The 23,669-nt window shown below is 75.7% G+C and carries 21 protein-coding genes and 1 riboswitch; of the genes, 15 read left to right on the top strand and 6 right to left on the bottom strand.

Annotated features, from left to right (window positions below):
• Positions 1-43: 43 nt before the first annotated feature.
• Complete coding sequence (locus tag ACFV4N_RS15825) at positions 44-2,701, top strand: ATP-binding protein (protein WP_499673248.1); 2,658 nt, start codon at positions 44-46, stop codon at positions 2,699-2,701.
• A gap of 147 nt (positions 2,702-2,848) precedes the next feature.
• A complete protein-coding gene (locus ACFV4N_RS15820; protein WP_499673247.1) occupies positions 2,849-3,649 on the top strand; it encodes an SAM-dependent methyltransferase in 801 nt (266 codons plus the stop codon).
• A gap of 94 nt (positions 3,650-3,743) precedes the next feature.
• On the opposite strand, the gene ACFV4N_RS15815 is transcribed toward ACFV4N_RS15820, so the two are convergent.
• Together ACFV4N_RS15815 and ACFV4N_RS15810 are read right to left on the bottom strand one after the other, a co-directional pair.
• Positions 3,744-5,651, bottom strand: a complete 1,908-nt coding sequence (locus ACFV4N_RS15815; protein ID WP_499673246.1) for a patatin-like phospholipase family protein — start codon at positions 5,649-5,651, stop codon at positions 3,744-3,746.
• A gap of 60 nt (positions 5,652-5,711) precedes the next feature.
• Positions 5,712-6,365, bottom strand: coding sequence for a CatB-related O-acetyltransferase (locus ACFV4N_RS15810; protein ID WP_499673245.1), 654 nt, complete (start codon positions 6,363-6,365; stop codon positions 5,712-5,714).
• Positions 6,366-6,437: 72 nt separating this feature from the next.
• Here ACFV4N_RS15810 and ACFV4N_RS15805 point away from each other — a divergent pair, with 72 nt between their 5' ends.
• The gene (locus tag ACFV4N_RS15805) at positions 6,438-7,019 is read left to right on the top strand and encodes a TetR/AcrR family transcriptional regulator (RefSeq protein ID WP_499673244.1); all 582 of its coding nucleotides are present in this window, start codon (positions 6,438-6,440) and stop codon (positions 7,017-7,019) included.
• 4 nt (positions 7,020-7,023) lie between these two features.
• On the opposite strand, the gene ACFV4N_RS15800 is transcribed toward ACFV4N_RS15805, so the two are convergent.
• Together ACFV4N_RS15800 and ACFV4N_RS15795 are read right to left on the bottom strand one after the other, a co-directional pair.
• Complete coding sequence (locus ACFV4N_RS15800) at positions 7,024-7,659, bottom strand: class I SAM-dependent DNA methyltransferase (RefSeq protein WP_499673243.1); 636 nt, start codon at positions 7,657-7,659, stop codon at positions 7,024-7,026.
• A 32-nt stretch (positions 7,660-7,691) separates the two neighbouring features.
• Positions 7,692-8,648: an alpha/beta hydrolase gene (locus tag ACFV4N_RS15795; protein WP_499673242.1), complete on the bottom strand. Its 957-nt coding sequence runs from the start codon at positions 8,646-8,648 to the stop codon at positions 7,692-7,694.
• Positions 8,649-8,717: 69 nt separating this feature from the next.
• On the opposite strand from ACFV4N_RS15795, the gene ACFV4N_RS15790 reads away from it, so the two are divergent.
• The gene (locus ACFV4N_RS15790) at positions 8,718-9,752 is read left to right on the top strand and encodes a M48 family metallopeptidase (RefSeq protein WP_499673241.1); all 1,035 of its coding nucleotides are present in this window, start codon (positions 8,718-8,720) and stop codon (positions 9,750-9,752) included.
• Positions 9,753-9,808: 56 nt separating this feature from the next.
• Positions 9,809-10,573 (top strand): S1 family peptidase, encoded by a 765-nt coding sequence (locus ACFV4N_RS15785; RefSeq protein ID WP_499673240.1) that lies wholly within the window; start codon positions 9,809-9,811, stop codon positions 10,571-10,573.
• Positions 10,574-10,698: 125 nt separating this feature from the next.
• On the opposite strand, the gene ACFV4N_RS15780 is transcribed toward ACFV4N_RS15785, so the two are convergent.
• Positions 10,699-11,304 (bottom strand): LysE family translocator, encoded by a 606-nt coding sequence (locus ACFV4N_RS15780; protein WP_499673239.1) that lies wholly within the window; start codon positions 11,302-11,304, stop codon positions 10,699-10,701.
• A 176-nt stretch (positions 11,305-11,480) separates the two neighbouring features.
• Here ACFV4N_RS15780 and ACFV4N_RS15775 point away from each other — a divergent pair, with 176 nt between their 5' ends.
• Together ACFV4N_RS15775 and ACFV4N_RS15770 are read left to right on the top strand one after the other, a co-directional pair.
• The gene (locus ACFV4N_RS15775; RefSeq protein WP_499673238.1) at positions 11,481-12,203 is read left to right on the top strand and encodes a serine protease; all 723 of its coding nucleotides are present in this window, start codon (positions 11,481-11,483) and stop codon (positions 12,201-12,203) included.
• Between the two features lie 34 nt (positions 12,204-12,237).
• Positions 12,238-12,699, top strand: a complete 462-nt coding sequence (locus ACFV4N_RS15770) for a GNAT family N-acetyltransferase (protein ID WP_499673237.1) — start codon at positions 12,238-12,240, stop codon at positions 12,697-12,699.
• Here ACFV4N_RS15770 and ACFV4N_RS15765 read toward each other — a convergent pair.
• Positions 12,650-13,831, bottom strand: a complete 1,182-nt coding sequence (locus tag ACFV4N_RS15765) for an 8-amino-7-oxononanoate synthase (protein WP_499673236.1) — start codon at positions 13,829-13,831, stop codon at positions 12,650-12,652. The two genes, ACFV4N_RS15770 and ACFV4N_RS15765, sit on opposite strands and share 50 nt — an antisense overlap.
• A 36-nt stretch (positions 13,832-13,867) precedes the next feature.
• Here ACFV4N_RS15765 and ACFV4N_RS15760 point away from each other — a divergent pair, with 36 nt between their 5' ends.
• The 8 genes from ACFV4N_RS15760 to ACFV4N_RS15725 all read left to right on the top strand — a co-directional run bounded on the left by ACFV4N_RS15760 (position 13,868) and on the right by ACFV4N_RS15725 (position 23,494).
• The gene (locus ACFV4N_RS15760; protein WP_499673235.1) at positions 13,868-15,100 is read left to right on the top strand and encodes a cytochrome P450; all 1,233 of its coding nucleotides are present in this window, start codon (positions 13,868-13,870) and stop codon (positions 15,098-15,100) included.
• A 64-nt stretch (positions 15,101-15,164) separates the two neighbouring features.
• Positions 15,165-15,286: riboswitch (cobalamin riboswitch) on the top strand.
• Positions 15,287-15,324: 38 nt separating this feature from the next.
• Complete coding sequence (locus ACFV4N_RS15755; RefSeq protein WP_499673234.1) at positions 15,325-17,325, top strand: putative cobaltochelatase; 2,001 nt, start codon at positions 15,325-15,327, stop codon at positions 17,323-17,325.
• 9 nt (positions 17,326-17,334) lie between these two features.
• The gene (gene cobO, locus ACFV4N_RS15750; RefSeq protein WP_499673233.1) at positions 17,335-17,949 is read left to right on the top strand and encodes a cob(I)yrinic acid a,c-diamide adenosyltransferase; all 615 of its coding nucleotides are present in this window, start codon (positions 17,335-17,337) and stop codon (positions 17,947-17,949) included.
• Positions 17,946-19,319, top strand: a complete 1,374-nt coding sequence (locus ACFV4N_RS15745; protein WP_499673232.1) for a cobyrinic acid a,c-diamide synthase CobB — start codon at positions 17,946-17,948, stop codon at positions 19,317-19,319. Before cobO ends, ACFV4N_RS15745 begins: the two co-directional genes overlap by 4 nt.
• Before the next feature lie 62 nt (positions 19,320-19,381).
• The gene (locus ACFV4N_RS15740; protein ID WP_499673231.1) at positions 19,382-20,506 is read left to right on the top strand and encodes a cobalt-precorrin-4/precorrin-4 C(11)-methyltransferase; all 1,125 of its coding nucleotides are present in this window, start codon (positions 19,382-19,384) and stop codon (positions 20,504-20,506) included.
• Position 20,507: 1 nt separating this feature from the next.
• Complete coding sequence (locus ACFV4N_RS15735) at positions 20,508-21,350, top strand: bifunctional cobalt-precorrin-7 (C(5))-methyltransferase/cobalt-precorrin-6B (C(15))-methyltransferase (protein ID WP_499673230.1); 843 nt, start codon at positions 20,508-20,510, stop codon at positions 21,348-21,350.
• Entirely contained in the window at positions 21,347-22,606 is a 1,260-nt protein-coding gene (locus tag ACFV4N_RS15730) for a cobalamin biosynthesis protein (RefSeq protein ID WP_499673229.1), read from the top strand. Before ACFV4N_RS15735 ends, ACFV4N_RS15730 begins: the two co-directional genes overlap by 4 nt.
• Positions 22,607-22,708: 102 nt before the next feature.
• On the top strand, positions 22,709-23,494 hold the full coding sequence (locus ACFV4N_RS15725; RefSeq protein ID WP_499673228.1) for a S1 family peptidase: 786 nt from the start codon (positions 22,709-22,711) through the stop codon (positions 23,492-23,494).
• The last annotated feature ends 175 nt before the right edge of the window (positions 23,495-23,669 follow it).

Here is a 23,669-nt window from a genome sequence, read left to right as displayed (position 1 = left end):
CGATGCACCACGTGGCTGTTGCGGCCGGTGGGAGCTGACGGCGGTGCGCGCCGGTTCGGCGGTGCACCGCGCGATCGTGGTGGTCGACGTGGAGGGCTTCGGCGACCCGCGGCGGACGCTGCCGCACCAGCTCGGCACGCGCGCCGGCCTCTACCAGGTCGTCGAGGCGGCGTTGCGGGCCGCCGGGGTGGCCTGGGAGGACTGCTACCGCGAGGACCGCGGCGACAGCGTGTTCGTCCTGGTGCCGCCGGACTTCCCCAAGGGGCCGCTGGTGGAGGTGGCGCCCGGCGCGCTGGTGGCGGCGCTGCGCGACCACAACGGGGGCAGCCCGCCCGAGCAGCGGGTCCGGCTGCGGGTGGCGGTGCACGCGGGCGAGGTCGCCTTCGACGGCCACGGCGCCACCTCCACCGCGCTGACGACGGCGTTCCGGCTGATCGACGCGGCGCCGCTGAAGCGCGCCCTGGCCGACTCGCCGGGCGCGCTGGCGCTGATCGTGTCCCGCTGGGTCTTCGACGAGGTGGTGCGCAACTCCGAGGTGCTCGACCCGGCCACCTTCCGGCCCGCGCCGGTCGCGGTGAAGGAGACCCGCGACACCGCCTGGATCGCCCTGCCCGACCACCCCTACCCGGCGGACCCGGCCGTCCTGGACCGCCCCGTGCCCGACCCGGCGTCGGCGCCGCACCAGCTGCCGGCCCCGCCGACGCCGTTCGTCGGGCGCCGGGAGGAGCTGGACCGCCTGGACGCCGCCGTCGCGGGCAGCTCCACCGTGGTGATCTCCGCGATCGCCGGGGCCGGCGGCATCGGCAAGACCTGGCTGTCGCTGCACTGGGCCCACCGCGCCCTCGACCGGTTCCCGGACGGCCAGCTCTTCGTCGACCTGCGCGGGTTCAGCCCCGACGGCGAGCCGATGGACCCCGCGGTGGCGGTGCGCGGCTTCCTCGACGCCCTGGGCGTCGACCCGGGCCGCACCCCCGTCGACCCGCACGCCCAGGCCGCGCTGTTCCGGGAGCTGGTCGGCGGTCGGCGGATGCTGCTGGTGCTGGACAACGCCGCCGACACCGCCCAGGTCGTGCCGCTGCTGCCGGGCGGTGACACCTGCACCGTGCTGGTCACCAGCCGCAGGCGGATGGCCGGCCTGATCACCGCGCACGACGCCCACCACGTGCCGCTGGACGTGCTGTCCGACGACGAGGCCAGGGCACTGCTGACCAACCGGCTCGACCCCGCCCGGGTCGCCGCCGAACCCGCCGCGGTCGCCGAGCTGGTGGCGCTGTGCGGCGGGTTCCCGCTGGCGCTGGGCATCGTCGCCGCCCACGCCCGCACCCGACCCCGGCCCACCCTCGCCGCCCTGGCCGCCGAGCTGCGCGACCTCGGCCTGGACGCGCTGGACGACGACGACCCGACCGCCAGCCTGCCCACCGTGCTGTCCTGGTCCGTCCGCGCCCTGACCGCCGACCAGGCCACCGCGTTCGCGCTGCTCGGCATCGCGCCGGGACCGGACATCGGCCTGCCCGCCGCCGCGAGCCTCACCGGCCTGTCCCCGGGCGCGGCCAGGGCGGTGCTGCGCGGCCTGGAGCAGGCGTCGCTGATCACGGAGGACGCCCGCGGCCACCACCGGATGCACGACCTGATCCGCAGGCACGCCGCCGACACCGCGTCCGCCCTGCCCGAGCGGACTCGCGACGAGGCGCTGCGCCGGGTGGTCGACCACTACCTGCACACCGCCGTCGCCGCCGACCGGCAGCTGCTGCCCACCCGCGTGCCAGTCGAGCTGGATCCGCCCGAACCCGGCACCCACCTCCGCCCGCCCGCCGACTACGCCGCCGCCCTGGCCTGGTTCGACGCCGAGCACCCCAACCTGCTGGTGGCCCAGCGCGCCGCCTCCGCCGCCGGTCGGCACCGGGCCGCGTGGGGCCTGGCCTGGGCCCTCACCACGTTCCACCACCGGCGGGGGCACCTCCACGACCGGCTCGCCGCGTGGCGGGCCGGGCTGGCGTCCGCCGAGCACCTGCCCGACCCCGCCGCCCGCGCCCTGGCCCACCAGTACACCGGCCGCGCCTGCGCCGACCTCGGGCGGTACGAGGAGGCGGAGCGGCACCTGCGGCAGGTCCTGGTCCTGGCCGAACGCGCCGGGGACGAGGGCGGGCAGGCCCGCGCCCACCAGGAGTTCACGCGGCTGTGGGCGTTGCGGGGCGACAACCGCGAGGCGCTGGAGCACGCCGCGCACGCCCTGCGGCTGCAACGAGCCCTGGGCGACCCGGTGGGGGAGGCGTTGGCGCTCAACCTCGTGGGCTGGTACGCGGCCCTGCTGGGCGAGTACGACCGGGCCCGCGAGCACTGCCGGGCCGCGCTCGCCCTCCAGCGCGAGCACCGGGCGCGCGAGGGCGAGGCGATGAGCCTGGACAGCCTGGGCTACATCGACCACCGCACCGGCAGGCACGGCGAGGCCGTCGAGCACTACCACCGGGCCCTCGCCGTGTTCCGGGAGCTCGGGCACAGCTACGCGGAGGCCGACAGCCTCGACGGCCTCGGGCACCCGTACGCCGCGCTGGGCGAGGTCGGCCGGGCGCGCGAGGTGTGGCGGCAGGCGCTGGAGCTGTACCGGGGTCAGGGCCGCGACACCGAGGCCGACCGGGTGAGCCGACAACTCGACGAACTCGACCGGCGTGGCGGGCCCGGACCCGGCGGCGCGCCGGGGTGACCGGACCCGCCGCGTCGAGGCGAGCCTCGGCGGGGTCCCGCCCATCCGCTAGGTTGCGGCAAAACGGGCACGAGCGTCCGTTCGGGGGTTGTGCCGGGTCCGGCACGCCACGACGATCACGCCGTCGGCTGACGAGGAGATGTGCGCATGGAGCAGGCGAGCTGGGTCCCGTCCTCGGTGGACCTGGACCGGCCGAGCGCGGCCCGGATGTACGACTACTACCTGGGCGGCTCGCACAACTTCGCGGTCGACCGCGAAGCCGCGAAGTCCGTCGAGCAGATCTTCCCGGGCATGCCCGGCGCGGCGCGGGCCAACCGCTCGTTCCTCCGCCGCGCGGTGCGCTACCTGCTGGAGCAGGGCATCGACCAGTTCCTGGACCTGGGCTCGGGCATCCCGACCGTGGGCAACGTGCACGAGATCGCCCAGCAGTCCAACCCGTCGGCCAGGGTGGTCTACGCCGACGTGGAGCCGGTGGCGGTGGCGCACAGCACCGCGCTGCTCGCGGACAACCCGCTGGCCTGCGCCATCCAGGCGGACCTGCGCGACCCGGACTCCGTGCTGGGCAACGACGACGTCCGCCGGATGATCGACTTCGACCGGCCCGTCGGCCTGCTGATGGTCGCGGTGCTGCACTTCGTGCCGGAGGCCGACGAGCCGCACAAGGCCGTCACGCGCTACCGCGAGGCCCTGTCGCCCGGCAGCTTCATCGCCATCTCGCACGCCAGCTGGGACGGGATCTCGGCGGAGGGCATCGAGGGCGGCGAGCAGGTCAACGCGATCTACCGCAAGACCGACAGCCCGCTGGTGCTGCGCTCGGGCGAGGAGATCGCCGCGTTCTTCACCGGGTTCGACGTGGTCGAGCCGGGCGTCGTGCCGCTGTCGGAGTGGCACCCGGACTCCGACGACGCCTACATCAGCGCGTACGCCGGCGTCGGCCGCAAGCCCTGAGCCGGTCGCGGGGCCTGGGCCGGTCGCGGGGCCTGGGCCGGTCGCGGGGCCTGGGCCGGTCGCGAGCCCTGAACCGGCCCGACCGCCGACCCCGTCACTCCGGCGGGGTCAGGCGGAGGTCCGGGTCGACCGGCGGCTCGCCGTCGAACGGGCCCGGTGGCAGGCCGCCCAGCGCGTCCAGGGTGATCGCGATCTCCCGGGCGTGCGGGTCGGTGCCGGTCGGCGGCACGGTGAACCACTCCCGCAGGTCCTCGGGGACCTCGTAGCGCTCGGCGAGGTCCCGGTAGAGCGCGCCGCGCTGCCCGGCCTGCTCGGCCAGCTGCTGGTACTCGCGCATGGCCAGCCGCATCCGGATCCACCGGTACCGGTCGGTCCTGGCGTCCTGGGTGAAGCGGGTGCGCAGCAACCTGCCCGCCTCCCGCCCCCGCCGCGCCAGGGCGAGGATCGTCTCCGGCCGCATGAACAGGTTGGTGCCGCCCTCGTCCGGCCGGACGCGGACGTGCGCGATCCGGCCCCGGTAGCCGGGCAGCGCGGACTGCATGGTGTCGCGCCAGCCGAGCGCGGTGTCCAGGATCGCGGACGCGAAGTGCTGCGCGAGCCCGATTCCGCGCCACGGCGCGCCGCCGGTGGAGGCGTCCTGCTCGGGCAGCCACACGTCCCGGTCGTCGCCCGGCGGGTACGACTGGAGGCTCAGGCCGAACGTCGGCCAGCGGGGCAGCAGCTGGTCGAAGAAGTGGATGGGGAAGTTGCTGGTGATGCCCCCGTCGGAGAACCAGTGCACGCGGGGTTCCGGTTCGGCGCGCACCAGCGGCACGGCGGCGATCAGGCCGGGCAGCGGCATGCTCATCCGGACGGCGAGCGCCACGGGCAGGTCGCGCGGCAGCGCGTGGACCGGCTCGTCCGGGTGCAGCGGGCAGCGGTGCCCGGACGGGTCGGCGCCCAGGGCGTCCACGGTCCTCCGGGGCAGCACCGCGCCCAGGCACGTGCGGCAGAACAGCCACGGGTCGACCGGCTCGGTGAACGGCAGCCGGTAGGGGCGGCCCTCGGACAAGTCCGTGGTCATCAGGACCAGGTTGGCGTCCAGGTCGGAGAAGGACAGGTTCGGCACGCCGGACAGGTCGTCGAGCCGGTCGGCGAGCCAGTCGCTCAGCGGCGGCACGCCGGTGGACCTCGGCACGCCGCAGCGGCGGTCCCAGAAGTTCGCCTCGAACCGGCCGGTGCCGGGCACCAGCCCGAAGTGGATGGTGGTGGCCATCCGGTCCAGGAACCGCTTGGCGCCCAACCCGTACACGAGGGCGACGACGCTCACGAGCGCGAAGCCGAGCACGAGCCACCACACCGCCGCGGTGGCCGCGCTCGCCAGGCTGCGCGCGTCCCACCGGGTGGCCGCCGCGACCGGCGCGAGCGGCAGCAGGAGCAGCAGCGCGGTGCCGATGCGCCGCAGCCAGGAGTCCTTGCCCCGCAACAGCGATCGTGCCAGGAGCGCGGGCACTCCGACCGCCGCGGCGGCGGTGATCGCGATCAGCGCCCACGTCGGCGTGGCGCCCCACTCGACCACGCGGGACCACAGCGTCGGCCCGACGAACCACAGCGCGAGAGCCAGGGCCAGGAACAGCCGCGCCCGCCACCCGATCGCGCTGAGCAGCGCGAGCAGCAGGCAGGTCAGCGGGCTGCGCCCGGTGGTGTCCCGCCGCTGCATGGCGGCGGCGACGACGCGGAACAGCTTGCGGGTGTGCTCGCTGGGCTGGAAGAGCTGGGCCAGCGGCCAGCCCGGCGCGGCGAACCAGTCGACCAGGTCGTGGAGCTTGCGGAACCCGCCCTGCTCGCGGCCCTTCTGGGCGGCGGCGGTGAAGGCGGCGCCGATGGCGCCCGCGGACGCGCCGCCCAGTGACCGGAAGCGGTAGTGCTCGGCCAGTTCCACGACCGCCCACGGGTACACCACGCCGCTGGTGGCACCGCCCCGCATGGTCAGGTCGCAGTACCGGTCGTACTCCTCGGCCATGCACCCATGATCCACCCGCCGGGCGCGCCGGGCGCTAGACCGTTCGGCTGGTCGGCGCGGTCAGCACAGGCCGTGCTCGACGGCGACGCGCTCGACGTCGGACGGCGTGCCGGTCATGATCGTGCGGGCGTGCTCGGTGATCAGCCCGATCGGCCAGTCCCACCAGCGGGCGCGCAGGAGGCGGGCCACGTCCTCGTCCGGGAAGCGCTGCTTGACCACGCGCCCGGGGTTGCCGCCGACGACCGAGTACGGCGGCACGTCCGACACCACCACGGACCGGGCGGCGATGATGGCGCCGTCGCCGATGGAGACCCCCGGCATGACGAGGGAGTCGTAACCGAACCACACGTCGTTGCCGACGACGGTGTCCCCGCGCGTCCCCATGTCCTCGAACAGGTCGGCGGTGCGGTCCCGCCACTCGCCGCCGAAGATCGTGAACGGGAACGTGGACGCGCCGGTGTTGAGGTGGTTCGCGCCGGCCATGATGAACCGCGTGCCGGCGGCGAGGGCGCAGAACTTCCCGATGACCAGCTTCTCCGGCCCGTACCCGTAGAGCACGTTGCGCTCTTCGAACTCGGTGGCGTGCTCCGGGTCGTCGTAGTAGGTGTACTCGCCGACCTCGATCGTCGGCGCGGTGACCAGCGGTTTGAGCAGCACCACGCGGTCGGTGTGGGCCAGCGGGTGCAGGGCGGTCGGGTCGGGGATGAAGGTCAAGGGCACTCCTTAACGCAACTCGTGTTGCGTTAGAGTGGCACAGGTCCACTACTAACGCAACTGGAGTTGCAATTGAGCACACGTCCCGGTGGTCGGTCGGCCCGCGTGCGCGACGCCGTCCTCGAAGCCGTGCACGCCGAACTCGTCGACCGCGGCTACCTCGGCATGACCGTCGAGAACGTCGCCGACCGCGCGGGCGTGCACAAGACCACCGTCTACCGCCGCTGGGGCACCGTGGACGTGCTGATCGCCGACGCCCTCGACCGCGGCCGCGACGTGGGCTGGACCGCGCCCGACACCGGCACGGTCGAGGGCGACCTGATCGCGCTCGCCCGCGAGGTCGCCGACACCTTCGCCGACCCCGGGCGCGGCCGCGTCCCGATCGCCCTGGTCGCCGCCGCCCTCCAGTCCGGCCGCGCCCGGCAGGCCAAGCGCGACTACTACACCGCCCGGCACGAGGCCGGCGGCGTGATCGCGCAGCGGGCCGTCGAGCGCGGCGAGCTGCCGCCCCTGGCCGACCCCGCCGAGCTGGTCCGGCAGACCTGCGCCCCGCTGTTCTACCGGGTCTTCGTGTCCGGCGAACCGCTCGACCACGCCACCGCCGACCGCGCGGCGCGGGCGGCGCTCGCGGCAGCCCGCGCCGGGCTCCTCTGAGGCGTCACGCGGGTTTGCGCGCCAACAGCGTCGAGTACGTCCACTTCGGCCCCGGCTGGAGCACCCGTGCGGTGACCTCCAGGCCCAGGTCCTCCAGCAGCGCCACCACGTCGTCGGGCCGGCGCAGCCACGCCTCGTAGGTCACCGGGTGCCCGTAGCCCCGCTCCGGCTTCAGGTGCCCGTCGCCGGCGTGGAACGAGAGCAGCAGGTGCCCGCCGGGCGCGAGCACCCGGTGGAACCCGGCGAACGCGCCCGGCAGCTCCGCCGGCGGCACGTGCATGGTCGACGACCAGGCCAGCACGCCGCCCAGCCCGCCGTCGGGCAGGTGGCCCAGGTCGGTCAGCGAGCCCACCTCGAACCGCAGCCGCGGGTAGGTCCGCCGGGCGATCGCGACCATGTTCGGCGACAGGTCGACGCCGGACACCGGGGCGCCGAGCCCGGCCAGGTGGGCGGTGACGTGCCCGGGGCCGCACCCGAGGTCGGCGATCGGCCCGACCTCCCGGGCCAGTTCGGCGAACGCGGCCAGCAGGCCGCGCCCGACGGCGTCGGCGGCGAACCGCGGCTTGACGAACTCGTCGTAGGTCTCGGCGACGGTGTCGTAGGACTCGCGAGTGGCGAGCAGGTGGTCGGCTTCGGTCACCCCGCCGACCGTAGGGGCGCCACCCGCCCGGCTCAGATCGAATCCAGGAACTCGTCCACCTCGGCCAGCGCCCGCCTGCGCACCGGCTCGGCCGACAGGAACAGGTCGTGCATCCCGTTCTCCACGGTCACCACCCGGACCTGCCGCCCGATCCTCGGCGCCCACTTCCGCATGTGCGCCACGTCCAGCACGGTGTCCGCGGTCATCGCCTCGGGCGACCACCGCTTGGCGCGCAGGTGGCTGCGGCTCGCGCACAGCAGCAGCACCGGCACCCGCACGTCCAGGCCGCGGTGCAGGCGGGCGTGGCCGCGGCGCACCGCGCGCAGCCACCCGGCGTGCACCGGGAACGCCTCGATCGGCTTCCACGCCAGGTCGAAGTCCCACTCGCCGTGGTGGTCGCGGTGGACGCTGTGGCCGTACACCGGGCCCAGGCCGGGTCGCAGCACCAGTCGCGGCGCGACGCGGCCGACGCCCCGGATCACCGCGGTGCCGACCGTGCGCAGCAGCCACGGCTCGGCCAGGTCGAGCCACGGGCTGTTGAGCACCAGGGCGTCGAGCACGTCGTCGTCCCGCCGCTCGTGCGCCCACAGGCTCGTGATCAGCCCGCCCGTGGAGTGGCCGATGACGACCAGGTGCCGGTGGCCGTCCTCCTCGCGGATCACCCGCGTCGCGGCGTCGATCTCCTCGAAGTGCTGGGTGAGGTCGGTGACGAAGCCCGCCGCCTGCCCCGGCCGCAGCGAGCGGCCGTAGGCGCGCAGGTCGAGGGCGTAGAAGTCGAAGCCGCGGTCGGTGAAGTGCTCGGCCACGTGGGTCTGGAAGAAGTAGTCCGCGAACCCGTGCACGTACAGCACCGCGCCCCGCGTCGCGTGCGCCGCCCGGCGGCGCACCAGCACCGCGCCCAGGTCGCCGCCCAGCGGCAGCCCGCGGGCGGTGTAGTCGTTGCCGAGCACGTCCGCCAGGTCGTCGGCCCGGCCACCGATCTCGTCCACGGCGCCAGTGTGCCCGGCGATTGCTCCGTTCGGGAACGCCGACCCGCCCGACCGTGGCACTCTGGGTCCATGGGCGAGGAAATCGAGCGGTCGACCGCGCGGGTGCGCTTCCCCGGCATCAGCCCGCGGGCGTACGAGCACCCGGTGGACCGGGGGGCGTTGGCGGTCCTGCGGGCGGTGCCGGGCATCGGGCCGGTGCTCCAGGCGGTGGCGGGCGCGTTCACCGAGCGCGGTGAGCGGCTGGGCCACCTGGCGTCGAGCATCCGGGTGGGGCCGAAGCAGTACCCGGCGCTGGACCGGATCCGGCTGGAGACCGCGGCGACGCTGGACGTCGACCCGGTCCCGGAGCTGTTCGTGCGGCGCGACCCGGTGCCGCACGCCATGACCATCGGCATCGACAAGCCGTTCATCGTGCTGACCACCGGGCTCGTGGAACTCCTCGACCAGGACGGCCTGCGGTTCGCCATCGGCCACGAGATGGGGCACGTGCTGTCCGGGCACGCCCTGTACCGGACGATCCTCCAGCGCCTGATGCAGGTGCAGTACGGGATGGGCTGGATGCCAGTCGGGTACTGGGCGATCCGCGCGGTGATCGCGGCGCTGAGCGAGTGGTACCGCAAGACCGAGCTGTCCTGCGACCGCGCCGGCCTGCTGTGCGTGCAGGACCCGGCCGCCGGCCTGCGGGTGCACGTGGCGATGGCGGGCGGCATGGACCTCAGCCAGGTCGACACGGCCGAGTTCCTCAACCAGGCCAGGGAGTACGAGCAGGTCGAGGACGTGCGCGACTCGGTGCTCAAGCTGATCCGCACCTGGCCGCTGACCCACCCGCTGGCCGTGGTGCGCGCGGCCGAGCTGCAGAAGTGGGCGGCGAGCGAGGACTACCGGACCATCCTCACCGGCGACTACGCGCGCCGCGAGGACGACCGGCCGACCAGCTCGTTCACCGAGGACGTCAAGGCGGCGGCCCGTTCCTACAAGGAGTCGGCGGCCCAGTCCGAGGACCCCCTGATGAAGATCTTCAACGAGCTGGGCGACGTGGTGGTGGGCACCGCGGACAAGGTCCGTAGCAAGTTCGGTGGAAATAAGGCCGAACAGAGCAACTGACTACGCCGTTCTGACTAGCTTCCCTCTTGGGTGTCATTCGACCAGGAGGAGGCGCGATGCGGCTTGCCGCGGTGTTGACGACGGTGGTGGTGGCGGTGACGACGGCCTTGGCGGGCGTCGCCGCGGCCGACGAGCGCGTGGTGGGCGGGGACCGGGTGTCCATCGCGGACCACCCGTGGGTGGTGTACCTGACCGATTCGAGTGGTTACCAGTTCTGCGGCGGCACCCTGGTGGCGCCGGACAAGGTGGTCACCGCGGCCCACTGCGCGCGGAGCATGACGACGCGCAACTCGCGGGTCGTGGTGGGCCGCGAGGACAAGCAGGGCAAGCAGGGGCGGGTCGTCCGGTTGAACGAGGTGTGGGTGCACCCGGACTACGTGGCGGCGGACCGGGGCGCGGACGTCGCCGTGCTGACCCTGCGCGAGCAGGTGCCCTACGAGCCGCTGCCGCTGGCCGGGCCGGGGGACGCGGGGCTGTACGCGCCGGGCACCGGGGCGCTGGTGCTGGGCTGGGGCCGCACGAGCGAGCAGGGCGCGGTGTCGCGGTACCTGATGGGGGCGACCGTGCCGGTGATGTCCGACGAGGACTGCTCGGCCGCCTACTTCCAGTACGACGCGTGGCACATGACCTGCGCCGGCTACCCGGAGGGCGGCGTCGACACGTGCCAGGGCGACTCGGGCGGGCCCATGGTGGCGGGCGGCAGGCTGATCGGCGTCACCTCGTGGGGCGAGGGGTGCGCGCGCCGGGGCAAGCCCGGCGCCTACAGCCGGGTCATGTCCTTCTTCGACGTGTTGACCGAGCAGGTGAACGGCGTGGCGTAGCCCGGCGCGCCCGCCGGTCCCGGGGCAGGGGGACCGGCGGGCGCGTCACGGCGCCCGGAGCGCTCAGGGCGCCCGGAGCGCTCAGGGCGCTCGGAGCGCTCAGGGCGCTCGGAGCACCCGGGCGCTCAGAGCACCAGGCCGATCGACATGGTCAGGAACACCGCCGCGCACACCGCGTCCAGCGCCGTGGTCACGCCGGGCCGGCGCAGCGAGCCCGCGACGCGCGCCGCGGCGACCACGATGGTCAGCTCCCACAGCGCGGCCAGGCCGAGGAACACCGCGGCGAGCAGGGCGAGCTGGGGCGCGGGGTCGCCCGAGCCGATGAACTGCGGCAGGAACGCCAGCGAGAACAGCAGCATCTTCGGGTTGGTGATGTTGGTCAGGAAGCCCTGGCGGAACGGCCGGGCGGCGACCGCCGACGCCTCCTCGGGCGCGGGCCGCAGCAGGCCGCGCGTGATCGACACGGCCAGGTAGAGCAGGTAGGCGGCCCCGACCCACCGCAGCGCGGTCAACGCCGCCGGGTAGCGGGCGATCATCGCGCCGACGCCGGAGATCACCAGGGCGACCTGGAGGAACGCCGCGGTGTGGATGCCCGCGAGCGCCAGCAGGCCGGCCCGCGTCCCGGAGCGCACCGAGGTGCGCAGCAGGAGGAAGGCGTCCACGCCCGGGGTCAGGACCACCACCGCGCACGCGATGAGGAACGCCGGCAGTTGGGTGAGATCCAGGTGCATGGGAACCTCCCTCATGTTCCGGACAGATGCTCGTGATCTGCCTCACTGACCGTTAAATCTTCGGCGCCAACGGATCCTAACAACAGATTTTCCGGTTCCCATACCCGGATGACGGGGGCGTGCGCGCTCCGCTACGGTCTGTGGCCGTTCGCCCACGTGACGTAGGGGAGTGGTCCATGCGCATCAGCGCACCGGTCTTCGCCGTGCTCGTCCTGCTCTTCTCCGGGCTCCCCGCGGCCGCGGTCGTCGGCGGCCGGGAGGCGCCGCCGGCGCCGTGGGTGGTCGCCCTGCTCGACCGGGCGGGCAACTTCTTCTGCGGCGGCGCGCTGATCGCGCCGGACAAGGTCGTCACCGCCGCGCACTGCACGGTCGAGCGCACCGCCCTCGGCAGGCGGGACCGGGTGGCGGGCGAGGTGACCGCCGTCGCGGGCCGCGCCGACCTGGACAGCCGGGCGGGCCGCGCCGGCCGGGTCGCGGAGATCCGGCGGCACCCCGGGTTCACCGCCGTCACCTCGGGCGACGACGTGGCGGTCCTCGTCCTGGCAGACCCGCTGCCGTACCGGCCGATCGGGATCGCCGACCCGCGCACCGGGCCCGCCGCGGTCCACGGCTGGGGCCGCACCGGCGAGCTGCTGCCCCCGAGCCGCGTCCTGCGCGAGGTCGACGTGCCGATCCGGACCGACGCCGAGTGCGCGGCCCTGGTGCCCGCCTACCTGCCGGGCGCGATGCTGTGCGCGGGCTACCCGGAGGGCGGCAAGGACGCGTGCGAGGGCGACTCGGGCGGCCCGCTCACCGTGGCCGGCGAGCTGGTCGGCGTGGTGTCCTTCGGCCACGGCTGCGCGCGCCCGGACCACCCCGGCGTCTACACCGCGCTGAGCCGCTACCGGGCGTGGCTCTGAGGACCGCCCGGTACCCGTGTGGTACCACGGTCCGGTGCGTTCACCCCAGTACCCGGCGACCCTGCGCCGGCAGTGGTCGGCCGACCTGACGCCCGACCGGCTCTACCGCCTGCTCAAGCTGCGCTGCGACGTGTTCGTGGTGGAGCAGAAGGCCGCGTACCAGGACCTGGACGGCCGTGACCTGGAGCCGGGCACCCGGCACCTCTGGCTGGAGGAGGACGGCTCGCCGGAGCCCGTGTCCTACCTGAGGTTGCTGGAGGAGCCCGGCGGCGGGTTCCGCATCGGCCGGGTGTGCACGGCCCGCGCCGCCCGCGGCCGCGGCTACAGCCGCCGGCTGGTGGAGGCGGCGCTGGTCGAGGTCGGCCGGGCCGACTGCGTGCTGGACGCGCAGACCTACGTGGCCGACTTCTACGCCTCGTTCGGCTTCGAGCCGCAGGGCGCGGAGTTCACGGACGAGGACGGGATACCGCACCTGCGGATGCGCCGGTCTCCGTGATCACCCGCACGGCCCGCTCGACGTCGGCCCCGGTGAGGTCGGCGCGGGCGGTCAGCCGCAGCCGGGAGATCCCGTCCGGCACCGACGGCGGCCGGAAGCAGCCCACGACCACGCCCTGGGCCCGGCACGCCTCGGCCCAGTCGAACGCCGCCTCGGGCGAGGGCGCCTGCACCGACACCACGGCCGCGGTCGGCGCGCTGACCCGCAGACCCGCCTCGCGCAGCCGGGACGCCAGGTCCTGGGCCACGTCGAGGGCCCGCGCGGGCCGGTCCGGCTCCTCCCGCAGCACCTTCAGCGCGGCCAGCGCCGCCGCCGCGCTCGACGGGGCGAGACCGGTGTCGAAGATGAACGTGCGCGCGGTGTCCACCAGGTGCCTGATCACCCGGCTCGGCCCGAGCACCGCGCCGCCCTGCGCGCCGAGCGACTTGGACAGGGTCAGCGTGGTCACCACGTCCGGCGCCTTGGCCAGGCCCGCGGCGTGCACCGCGCCGCGCCCGCCGTCGCCGAGCACGCCCAGGCCGTGCGCGTCGTCCACGACCAGCGCCGAGTCGTGCTCGCGGCAGGCGGCGGCCAGCTCCGCCAGCGGCGCGAGGTCCCCGTCCACGGAGAACACCGAGTCCGTGACCACCAGCGCCCGCCGCTTGCCGCGGGTGGCCAGCGCGTGGGCGACCTTCGGCACGTCGCAGTGCCCGGCGACCACCACGTCGGCCTTGGACAGCCGCGTGCCGTCGATCAGCGAGGCGTGGATGTGCTGGTCGGCGACGATCGCGGTGCCCGGCCCGGACAGCGCGGTCAGCGCGCCGAGGTTGGCCGCGTAGCCGGAGGAGAACACCAGCGCGGACTGGGCGCCGCAGAAGTTCGCCAGCTCGTACTCCAGCTCGGTGTGCAGCTCGGTGGAGCCGGTGACCAGGCGGGACCCGGTGGAGCCCGCGCCCCAGCGCAGCGAGGCCGCCGCCGCCGCGCCGGTGACCCGCTTGTCGCGGGCCAGGCCCAGGTAGTCGTTCGACGCCAGGTCGAGGTCCGCGGAGTGGGCCGGGCGGGGTCGGACGCGGCGCGCGAGACCGGCCTTGGCGCGGGCCCCGGCGCGCGTGTCGATCCAGTCGAACACCGACTCACCTGTGCGCACACTCACGCCGGCAGTGTCGCATCCGGCGGCTACCGTGCCGGCGTGGACCTCTTCCAGCCCGGACCGGCCGACCTGCGGTCGCTGCGCGAGCGGGCGCCGGTGCACCGCGACGGGCGCACCGGGCTGTGGCTGGTCAGCCGGTACGACGACGTGCGCGCGGTGCTGGCCGACCCGCGCCGGTTCCACCCGGACAACGCGCTGACCGCGGTGGTGCCCATCCCGGGCCCGGTGCTGCGCGAGCTGGCCCGCTCCCGGTTCTCGCTGCCGCCGACGCTGGCCAACAACGGCACCCCGACCCACGCCGCCCTGCGCCGGCTGGTCGCCCGCTTCCTCACGCCCGCGCGCGTGGCCGCGATGGGGCCGCGGGTCGCCGAGCTGACCGCGGCGCGCCTGGCCGGGCTGACCGGGTCGGTCGACCTGCACCCGGCGCTGGCCCGCGACCTGCCCGCGGTGGTGCTGCTGGAGGTGCTGGGCATCCGCGACGTGGACGTGGCCGCGCTGAAGGCGTGGAGCACCGCGTCGCTGGAGCTGTTCTGGGGCGACGTCACGCCGGAGCGGCAGCGCGAGCTGGCCGGGCCGGCCGCCGCGTTCCACCGGTGGCTGACCTCGCGGATCGAGGGCGCGGACCCGCGCGGCGACGACCTGTTCGGCGCGTTGCGGGCCGAGGGCGTGCCGCTGCGGGACGCGGCCGGGCTGTGCTACTTCCTGCTGATCGCGGGGCAGGAGACGACGACGCAGCTGCTGTGCGCGGCGTTCCACGCGGTGCTGCGGCACGGCGACCTGTGGCCGCGCCTGGGCGAGCCGGGCCTGGCGGCGGCGTGCGCGGAGGAGGTGCTGCGGCGGGAGCCGCCGGTCACCACGTGGCGTCGGGTCGCGGCCGAGCCGGCCGTGCTGTCCGGGGTCGAGGTCCCGGCCGGCGCGCCGCTGCTGCTGATGCTCGCGGGCGCCGGCTCGGACCCCGCCGCGTTCGCCGACCCCGAGCGGTTCTGCCCCGGCCGCCCGAACGCCCGCAGGCACCTGGCGTTCGGGCACGGCAGGCACTTCTGCCTCGGCGCGGGCCTGGCCCGGCTGGAGGCGGAGGTGGTGCTGCGGGAGACCGCGCTGAGGTTCCCGCGCCTGCGGCTCGCCTCGGCCGACCCGCCGCCGATGCTGGGGCTGCTGTCGTTCCGGGCGCCGCTGAGCGTCGAGGTGGAGCTGGGTGACCCGGCCGGGCCCGCCCGCGGCGGCGCGGACCTCGGCCGACCGGTGGCCCCGGTCGGCGCCGGCCGGCGGTAGCGCCCGGCCCGAGCCCGGCCGGTGTGATCGCGCTCGCGCCCCCGGGGCTTGGACCAGCCGCCCCCGGGTGCGACGATGCCGGGGCTGTAGGGGTGCGCGAGGAAGCCGGTGGAAGTCCGGCACGGTCCCGCCACTGTGACCGGTTCACCCCGGGAGTCAGGAACTCGCCCCCCTGTCGTCACCACCGGACCCGGGCGTGGACACCCGAGGAAGGACACCGCCGCATGGGCGCGCGTTTCCCCTTTTCCGCTGTCGTCGGACAGGACGACCTCCGCACGGCCCTCCTGCTCAACGCCGTGCACCCCGGTATCGGCGGGGTGCTCGTCCGAGGTGAGAAGGGCACCGCGAAGTCGACCGCGGTCCGCGCGCTGGCCGCGCTGCTGCCCGAGCTGGACGTGGTGCCGGGCTGCCGGTTCGGCTGCGACCCGGCGGTGGCGGCCGACTGCCCGGACGGCCCGCACGGCGGCGGCTCCGAGCGGCGGCCCGCGCGGCTGGTCGAGCTGCCGGTCGGCGCGACCGAGGACCGCTTGATCGGCTCGCTGGACCTGGAGCGCGCGCTCACCGAGGGGGTGCGCGCCTACCAGCCCGGCCTGCTGGCCGCCGCGCACCGGGGCGTGCTGTACGTGGACGAGGTCAACCTGCTGCACGACCACCTCGTGGACCTGCTGCTCGACGCCGCCGCCATGGGGCGCGCGCACGTCGAGCGCGAAGGCGTGTCCGTGTCGCACGCGGCGTCGTTCCTGCTGGTGGGGACCATGAACCCGGAGGAGGGCGAGCTGCGGCCGCAGCTGCTGGACCGGTTCGGCCTCACCGTCGCCGTCCGCGCCGCCCGCGACGTGGCCACGCGCACCGAGGTGGTCCGGCGGCGACTGGCCTACGAGGCAGACCCGGAGGGCTTCGCCGCGCGCTGGGCCGACGAGGACGCCGAGCTGGCCGCGCGGATCGTCGAGGCCCGCGCCCGGCTGGCGTCGGTGGTGCTGCCGGACGCCGAGCTGCGCCGGATCTCCGCGATCTGCGCGGCGTTCGAGGTGGACGGGATGCGCGCGGACCTCGTGGTGGCCCGCACCGCGATCGCGCACGCGGCGTGGCGGGGCGCGGACGAGGTGGCCGAGGAGGACGTGGAGGCGGCCGTGCGGCTCGCCCTGCCGCACCGCAAGCGCCGCGACCCGTTCGACGAGCCGGGGCTGGAGGAGGAGCAGCTGGACGACGCCCTCCGGCAGGGCGCCGAGGCCGCCGGGGAACCGGAGCCCGACGGGCCGGACGACGACGGTGACGGCCCCGGTGACGGCGGACCCGACGGTGGCGGTCCCGACGGCGGCGGCCGGGACGCCGACGACGGCGCCGAGCTGCCCGGCCGCCCGCCGGAGCGGTCCGACCCGGACGGTCGGGGCCCGTCGGGCGAGCGCCCGCACGCGCCCTCGCCCGCCTTCCGCGCCCGCCTGCTCCAGGTGCCCGGCGTCGGCGACGGCGCGCCCGGCAAGCGCTCCCGGGCCCGCGCCCGCACCGGCCGCGTGGTCCGACCCTCCACTGTGGACGGTTCGGGCCTGCACCTGCTCGGCACGCTCGCCGCGGCCGCGCCCCACCAGGCCGCCCGGGGCCGCAGCGGTCCCGGTCTCGAACTGCGCGGCGCGGACCTGCGCCGGTCGGTGCGCGAGGGCCGGGAGGGCAACCTCGTGCTGTTCGTGGTCGACGCCTCCGGCTCGATGGCCGCGCGGCAGCGGATGTCCGCGGTCACCGGCGCGGTCGTCTCCCTGCTGCGCGACGCCTACCAGCGGCGCGACAAGGTCGGCGTGGTGACCTTCCGGGGCCGGGAGGCCACCGTCGCGCTGCCGCCGACCAACTCGGTGGACGCCGCGGCGGCCCGGCTGCGCGCCCTGCGCACCGGTGGCCGCACCCCGCTGGCCGACGGCCTGCTGCGCGCCCGCCGCGTGCTGGACGTCGAGCGCGTGCGCGACCCGCGCCGCCGCCCGCTGCTGGTGCTGCTGACCGACGGGCGCGCGACCGCGTCCGGCGTCGGCGGCGACCCGGTGCGCGACGCCCTGCGCGCCGCGGGCCTGCTGGCCGCGGACCGGGTGGCCGCCGTGGTCGTGGACTGCGAGCACGGCCCGATCAGGCTCGGCCTGGCCGGGCGGGTGGCGGGCGCGCTGGACGCGGCGTGCCTGCGCCTGGAAGAGCTGTCCGCCGACCAGGTCGCCGGCGTGGTCCGCGCCGCCCGAGCCGCGTAGGAGCCGAAGATGCCCCAAGGTCAACCGTCCGTCGTGCCCGCCGACGGCCTCACCACCCGGCAGCGCCGCAACCGGCCCCTGGTCGTCCTGCACACCGGTGAGATGAAGGGCAAGTCCACCGCCGCCTTCGGCCTCGCGCTGCGCGGCTGGAACCAGGGCTGGTCCATCGGCGTGTTCCAGTTCGTGAAGTCCGCCAAGTGGAAGGTCGGCGAGGAGACGGCGTTCCGCGCGCTGGGCCGCCTGCACGAGCAGACCGGCGAGGGCGGGCCCGTCGAGTGGCACAAGATGGGCGAGGGCTGGTCCTGGTCCCGCAAGCAGGGCACCGAGGACGACCACGCCGCCGCCGCGCGGGAGGGCTGGCAGGAGATCGCCCGCCGGCTCCGGGACGAGCGGCACGGGCTGTACGTGCTCGACGAGTTCACCTACCCGCTGCACTGGGGCTGGGTGGACGTCGGCGAGGTGGTCGAGGCCCTGCGCGACCGGCCCGGCCACCAGCACGTCGTCATCACCGGCAGGCACGCCCCGGCCGAGCTGGTGGACGCCGCCGACCTGGTGGTGGAGATGACGAAGGTCAAGCACCCGATGGACGCGGGCCAGAAGGGTCAGAAGGGGATCGAGTGGTGAACCGGCTGGTGGTCGCGGCGCCGGCCTCCGGCAGCGGCAAGACCACCGTGGCCACCGGCCTGATGGCGGCGCTGCGCCGGGCGGGTGACCGGGTGGCGCCGTTCAAGGTCGGCCCCGACTACATCGACCCCGGCTACCACGCGGTGGCCACCGGCAGGCCGGGCCGCAACCTCGACCCGGTCATGGTCGGCGAGCACCGGGTGCCCGCCCTGTTCGCGCACGGCGCGCGCGGCTGCGACATCGCCGTGGTCGAGGGCGTGATGGGCCTGTTCGACGGCCGGGTGGACACCGAGGGCGTCGGGTCGACCGCGCACGTCGCCAAGCTGCTGGCCGCGCCCGTGCTGTTCGTGGTCGACGCCCGCGGCCAGAGCCGCAGCCTGGCCGCCCTGCTGCACGGGTTCCGCGGTTACGACCCGACCGTGCGGCTGGGCGGCGTGGTGCTCAACCAGGTCGGCTCCGCGCGGCACGAGCAGGTGCTGCGCGGCGCCTGCGCCGAGGTCGGGCTGGAGGTGTTGGGAGTCCTGCCGCGCGATGACAGATTTCGCCTGCCGTCACGCCACCTCGGTCTGGTCACCGCCGCCGAGCGCGGTGCGGCGGCGGTGGAGGCGGTGGACGCCATCGCCGACTCCGTCGCCCGGCACGTCGACCTGGAGGGGGTCCGCGCGCTGGCGGCCGGCGCGCCCCCGGTGACCGCGCCCGCCTGGGACCCGCGGGCCGAGGTGACCGCGGTCGCGGGCGCGCCCGTGGTCGCGGTCGCGGGCGGCGCGGCGTTCACCTTCGGCTACGCCGAGCACGTCGAGCTGCTGGAGGCGGCGGGCGCGGAGGTGGTCGTGGTCGACCCGCTGCGCGACGAGGCGCTGCCCGCGGGCGTCGCGGGCCTGGTGCTGCCCGGCGGGTTCCCCGAGCAGCACGCGGCCGAGCTGAGCGCCAACGAGCGGCTGCGCGACGACGTCACCCGGCTGGCCCGCTCCGGCGCGCCCGTGCACGCCGAGTGCGGCGGCCTGCTGTACCTGGCCAAGTCCCTCGACGGCGCGCCGATGTGCGGTGTGGTCGACGCCGACGGCGCGATGACGCCCCGGCTCACCCTCGGCTACCGCGACGCGGTCGCGCCGCACGAGTCGGTGCTCGCACGGCCGGGCGCCAGGGTCACCGGCCACGAGTTCCACCGCACCGCGCTGAGCGTCCCGCACGGCGCGAAACCCGCGTGGCGGTGGCGCGGGCCCGACCTGCGCCCGGTGGCCGAGGGTTTCGTGCTCGGCGGCGTGCACGCGTCGTACCTGCACACCCACCCGGCGTCCGCGCCGGAGGCCGTGGCCCGCTTCGTCCGGGCCTGCGCGGCCGGGGCGGTGGCGGCCGAGGGCACCCGATAGTGGAACGCTCGAACGCGGTACGGTCCTTGCCCACCAGCCGAACGTGTCATGGGGAGCAGTTGATGACTGGTCGGGTCTCCTTCGTGGGCGCCGGTCCCGGCGCCGCCGATCTCATCACCGTGCGCGGCGCCAGGCGGATAGCCGAGGCGGACGTGGTGGTGTGGGCGCCCGCCGTGGTGGAGGCCGAGTGCGTGCGCGAGCACGCCCGCCCCGACGCGGAGCTGGTCGACTTCTCCCGGGTGCACGAGTCCGAGGTCGTCGAGCTGTACCGGCGCGCCTCGGCGAGCAGGCTCAAGGTGGTGCGCCTGCACGCGGGCGACCCGGCGCTGTGGGGCGGGCTCAACGAGCAGCTGGAGGTCTGCCGGCGGCTCGGCCTGGACACCGAGGTGGTCCCCGGCGTGTCCCCGGTCTCCGCGGCGGCCGCGTCGGTCGGCCGCGAGCTGACCACTTCGGACGTGGCGCAGTCGCTGGTGCTGGTCGGCCCCGAGACCGCCGAGCACGTCGAGGCGTTCGCCGTGCACGGCACCACGATGGCGATCTCCGCGTCCGGCGCGCGGGCCGGCCAGGTGGTCGAGCGGCTGCGCGCCGGCGGCTACCCCGACGACACGCCCGTCGTGGTCGCCTACAAGGTGTCCCTGCCGGACGAGACGGTCGTGCGGACCACGGTCGGCGGGCTGGAGGCGTGCGTCAAGGAGCACAAGCTCTACCGCACCACGCTGTTCCTGGTCGGCAAGGTGCTCGCGCCGCCGGTGGTGCGCGGCCGGGCGGCGTCGCCGGTGCTCGACGGCGACGAGCCGGTGCGCCGGGCGCGGCCGTCGAGGTGGGCGATGCGGGCGAGCCGGCCCGCGGGCGAGTCGCCGTCGGTGGCCGCCTGGTCGGCGGTGCACGACTGGCAGGAGACCGCGCGCAGCAAGCGCGCCGCGGCCAAGGCGAAGGACGAGCCGGCGCCGGTGCTCGACACCCCCGAGCCCGCCGACGCCCCGCAGCCCGCCGACGCCCCGGAGCGGACGGGCGTCGCGGAGGCCGCCGACCCGACCGGGGGCGCGGGCGTCGCCGAGGTCGTGGGGCCCAGGCCGAAGCCGGTGGTCGCCGCCGCCGCGAAGCCCAAGCCGACCACGGTCCGCGCCAGCACGACGCCGCGCAAGCCGGCCGCGTCGCGGGCCAAGAAGAGCAAGCGCGCCAACTGACGTGGACGTCGTCGCGCTGCACCGGTTCGTGACCGGGGCGGGCCGGTCCTGGGAGGCCGTGACCGCCGTCGACGCCGCCGCGGTCGGCGAGCGGCACGCGCTGAACGTGTGCCGGGCGCGGTCCGCCGTCGTGGTGTCCGGTGCGGACCCGGCGGCGCTGGGGCGCGGCCTGGCCGGGTGGCGGCGCACCCTGGTGGTCTCCTCGGCCGCCGGTGTGTCCACTGTGGACCCGGCGGACGCGGTGGTGCGCCGCTGGGAGTCGCCGGGCGCGGTGCTGTGCCTGGCGGAGCAGGACTTCGCGCCCGCGACCGGCGGCTGGGCGCTGCCCGACGACGACTTCGCGCACCGCGACGGCATGGTGGCCGCCGCCGAGGTGCGGGCCCTGGCGCTGGCCCGGCTCGCACCGCGCCCCGGCGTGCTGGTGTGGGACGTCGGCGCGGGACCCGGCGCGGTCGGCGTGGAGTGCGCCCGGCTCGGCGCGGCGGTCGTGGCGGTGGAGCGGGACCCGGTGCAGTGCGTGCGGGTCATCGCCAACGCCTCCGCGCACGGCGTGGACGTGCGGGTGGTCGAGGCGGACCTGGCGGAGGCGGGCGAGCTGCCGACCCCGGACGCGGTGTTCGTCGGCGGCGGTGGCGCGGACGTGGTGCGGCGGGTCGCGCGCTCGGGCGCCCGGCGGGTCGTGGTGGCGACACCGCGCCTGGACCGCGTGGTGGCCGCCCGCGACGCGCTGACCACCGCCGGGTACGAGGTCGAGGGCAGCCAGCTCTCCGCGGCCAGGTTGGCCGGAGGATCTTTGTCAGCCGTCAACCCGGTGACCGTCCTGTGGGGGAGGAAAGAGCCGTGATCGGGATCTTCGCCTCCGGTGAGGGTGGCCGCCGCGCCGCGGTCGAGCTGGCCGGGTTCCTCGGCCCCGACGCGGTGGTGCCGGACGGCCCGGTCGGGCCCGCGCTGCGCCGACTGTGGCCGCTGCTGGGCTCGGCGGTGTTCTTCCTCGGCACCGGCGCCGCCGTGCGGCTGGTCGCGCCGCTGGTGCGCGACGAGCGGTCCGACCCGGGCGTGGTGTGCGTGGACGGCGGGTTCGCCGTGGCGCTGCTGGGCGGCGCGGACGCGCTGGCCGAGCGGGTCGCGGACGTGCTCGGCCTCCAGGCGGTGGTGACCTCCGCGACCGCGGACTCGCCGCTGGACGAGCTGGTGGAGCTGCTCGACGCCACCGTGGAGGGCGACGTCGCCGGGTGCGGCGAGGCGATCCGGCGCGGCGAACCGGTGCTGCTGGCCAACCCGCTGGGCTTCCCGCTGCCCGCCATGCCGGACAACGTGCTGGCGAGCGGTCACGACGTGGCGTGGACCGTGCTGGTGGACGACCGGGTGCCGAAGGGGCGGCCGAACGAGCGGGTGGTGCGGGTGGTGCCGCGGACCCTCGTCGTCGGCGTCGGGTCGAGCACCGGCGTGTCCGCCTCGGCCGTGTCGGCGGCGCTGGCGCGGCTCCAGGACGAGGGCCGGCTGGACCTGCGCGCGATCCGGGCGTTCGCCACGCTCGACCGGAAGGTCGCCGAGCAGGGCATCGCGGACGCCCTGGAGGACTGGGGCTTCTGGCACGACTCGACCACCGCGCCGCTGCTGACCTACCCCGGCGAGGAGCTGGCGGTCATCCCGGTGCCCAACCCGGCGGAGCTGGCCATCGGCATCCCGAGCGTGGCCGAGGCGGCGGCGCTGCGCGGCGCGGCGGAGCTGTCCGGCGGCGGGCGCGTCGAGATCGCCGCCGAGAAGGCCAAGGGCGACGGGGTCACGGTGGCGGCGGCGCGCGTCCTGCCGCGCGGCAGGCTGGCGCTGGTGGGCCTGGGTCCGGGCGACGCGGACGAGCGCACGCCCCGGGCCGAGGCCGAGCTGCGGCGGGCCTCGGTTGTGGTGGGCAGCGAGGAGTGCGTGGCGCAGGTGCGGCACCTGCTGCGGCCCGGCACGCGGGTCCGGTCGGACGGCGCGGTGCGGCTCGCCGAGGCGGGCGCGGCGGTGGCGTTCGTCGGCGCGGGCGCGGGACCGGTCGTTACGGGACCGGTTCGGGCGGATGTCGTGCGTGTGACAGGGGTCACGGGTCAACTGTGAAGCCGACGGTCCCCTTCGAAAGGTGGTTGTCCGGTTCGGCGTCTTGGTCCTAGCTGTGAGGGGTGCGCCGCACCAGGCGCGCCCCTGCTCGGAAGGATCGACATGGCGAAAACCCTGCATCGCCTGATCACGTCGTTGGTCGCGGCCGTGGCCGCGGTGGGTCTCATGACCACGGCGCCCGCCGCGGCGTCGACGGCCGACGGCGTCTCCCCGTTCATCGTCGGTGGCTCCCGCGTGTCCACCAGCTCCTACCCGTGGGTCGTGTACCTGGCCACCAGCAGCGGCGGCCAGTTCTGCGGCGGCACGCTGGTGGGCGCCACCAAGGTCGTCACCGCCGCGCACTGCGTGAGCGGGCGCTCCGCGTCCAGCACCCGCGTGGTGCACCGCCGGGACGACAAGCAGAGCACGGCGGGCACCGTGGCCACGGTGTCGCGGATCTGGGTGCACCCCAGCTACCGCACCGCCAGCTCCGGCTACGACGTCGCGGTGCTGACCCTCGGCACCAGCCTGCCCTCGCCCTACCTGCCGCTGGCCACCCCGTCGGACACCGCCCTGTACGCGGCGGGCACGAACGCGACCATCCTCGGCTGGGGCACCACGTCCTCGGGCGGTTCGGCCTCGCGCTACCTGCTCGGCGCGACCGTGCCGGTGACGTCGGACGCCACGTGCCGCACGGCGTACTCCAACTACAGCGCCACCGCGATGGTCTGCGCGGGCTACCCGCAGGGCGGCGTGGACACCTGCCAGGGTGACTCCGGCGGCCCGCTGGTGGCCGGTGGCAAGCTCATCGGCGCGACCTCGTTCGGCCGCGGCTGCGCCCTGGCCGGCTACCCCGGCGTGTACGCGCGGATCGCCAGCTACTACTCGACGATCGCCGCGCAGCTGTAACGTCACCGCGGCGGCGTCGCGACGTGCCCACGACCGGGTTGCCTCCCGGTCGTGGGCACCACGCCCGTGTTGGATTGCGACCGTGCGCTACCCGCGCCCGCCGGCCCCCGCGTGGTACTGGCTGAAAATACCCATACTGCCCGTCAACCTGGCGCTGTCCGCCCACCCGCTGTCC

Source organism: Actinosynnema sp. NPDC059797, from assembly GCF_042732085.1.
In the GTDB taxonomy this organism is placed as follows: domain Bacteria; phylum Actinomycetota; class Actinomycetes; order Mycobacteriales; family Pseudonocardiaceae; genus Actinosynnema.
Note: the sequence above shows the minus strand (reverse complement) of the source record. Positions and strands in the feature narration are given on the sequence as shown.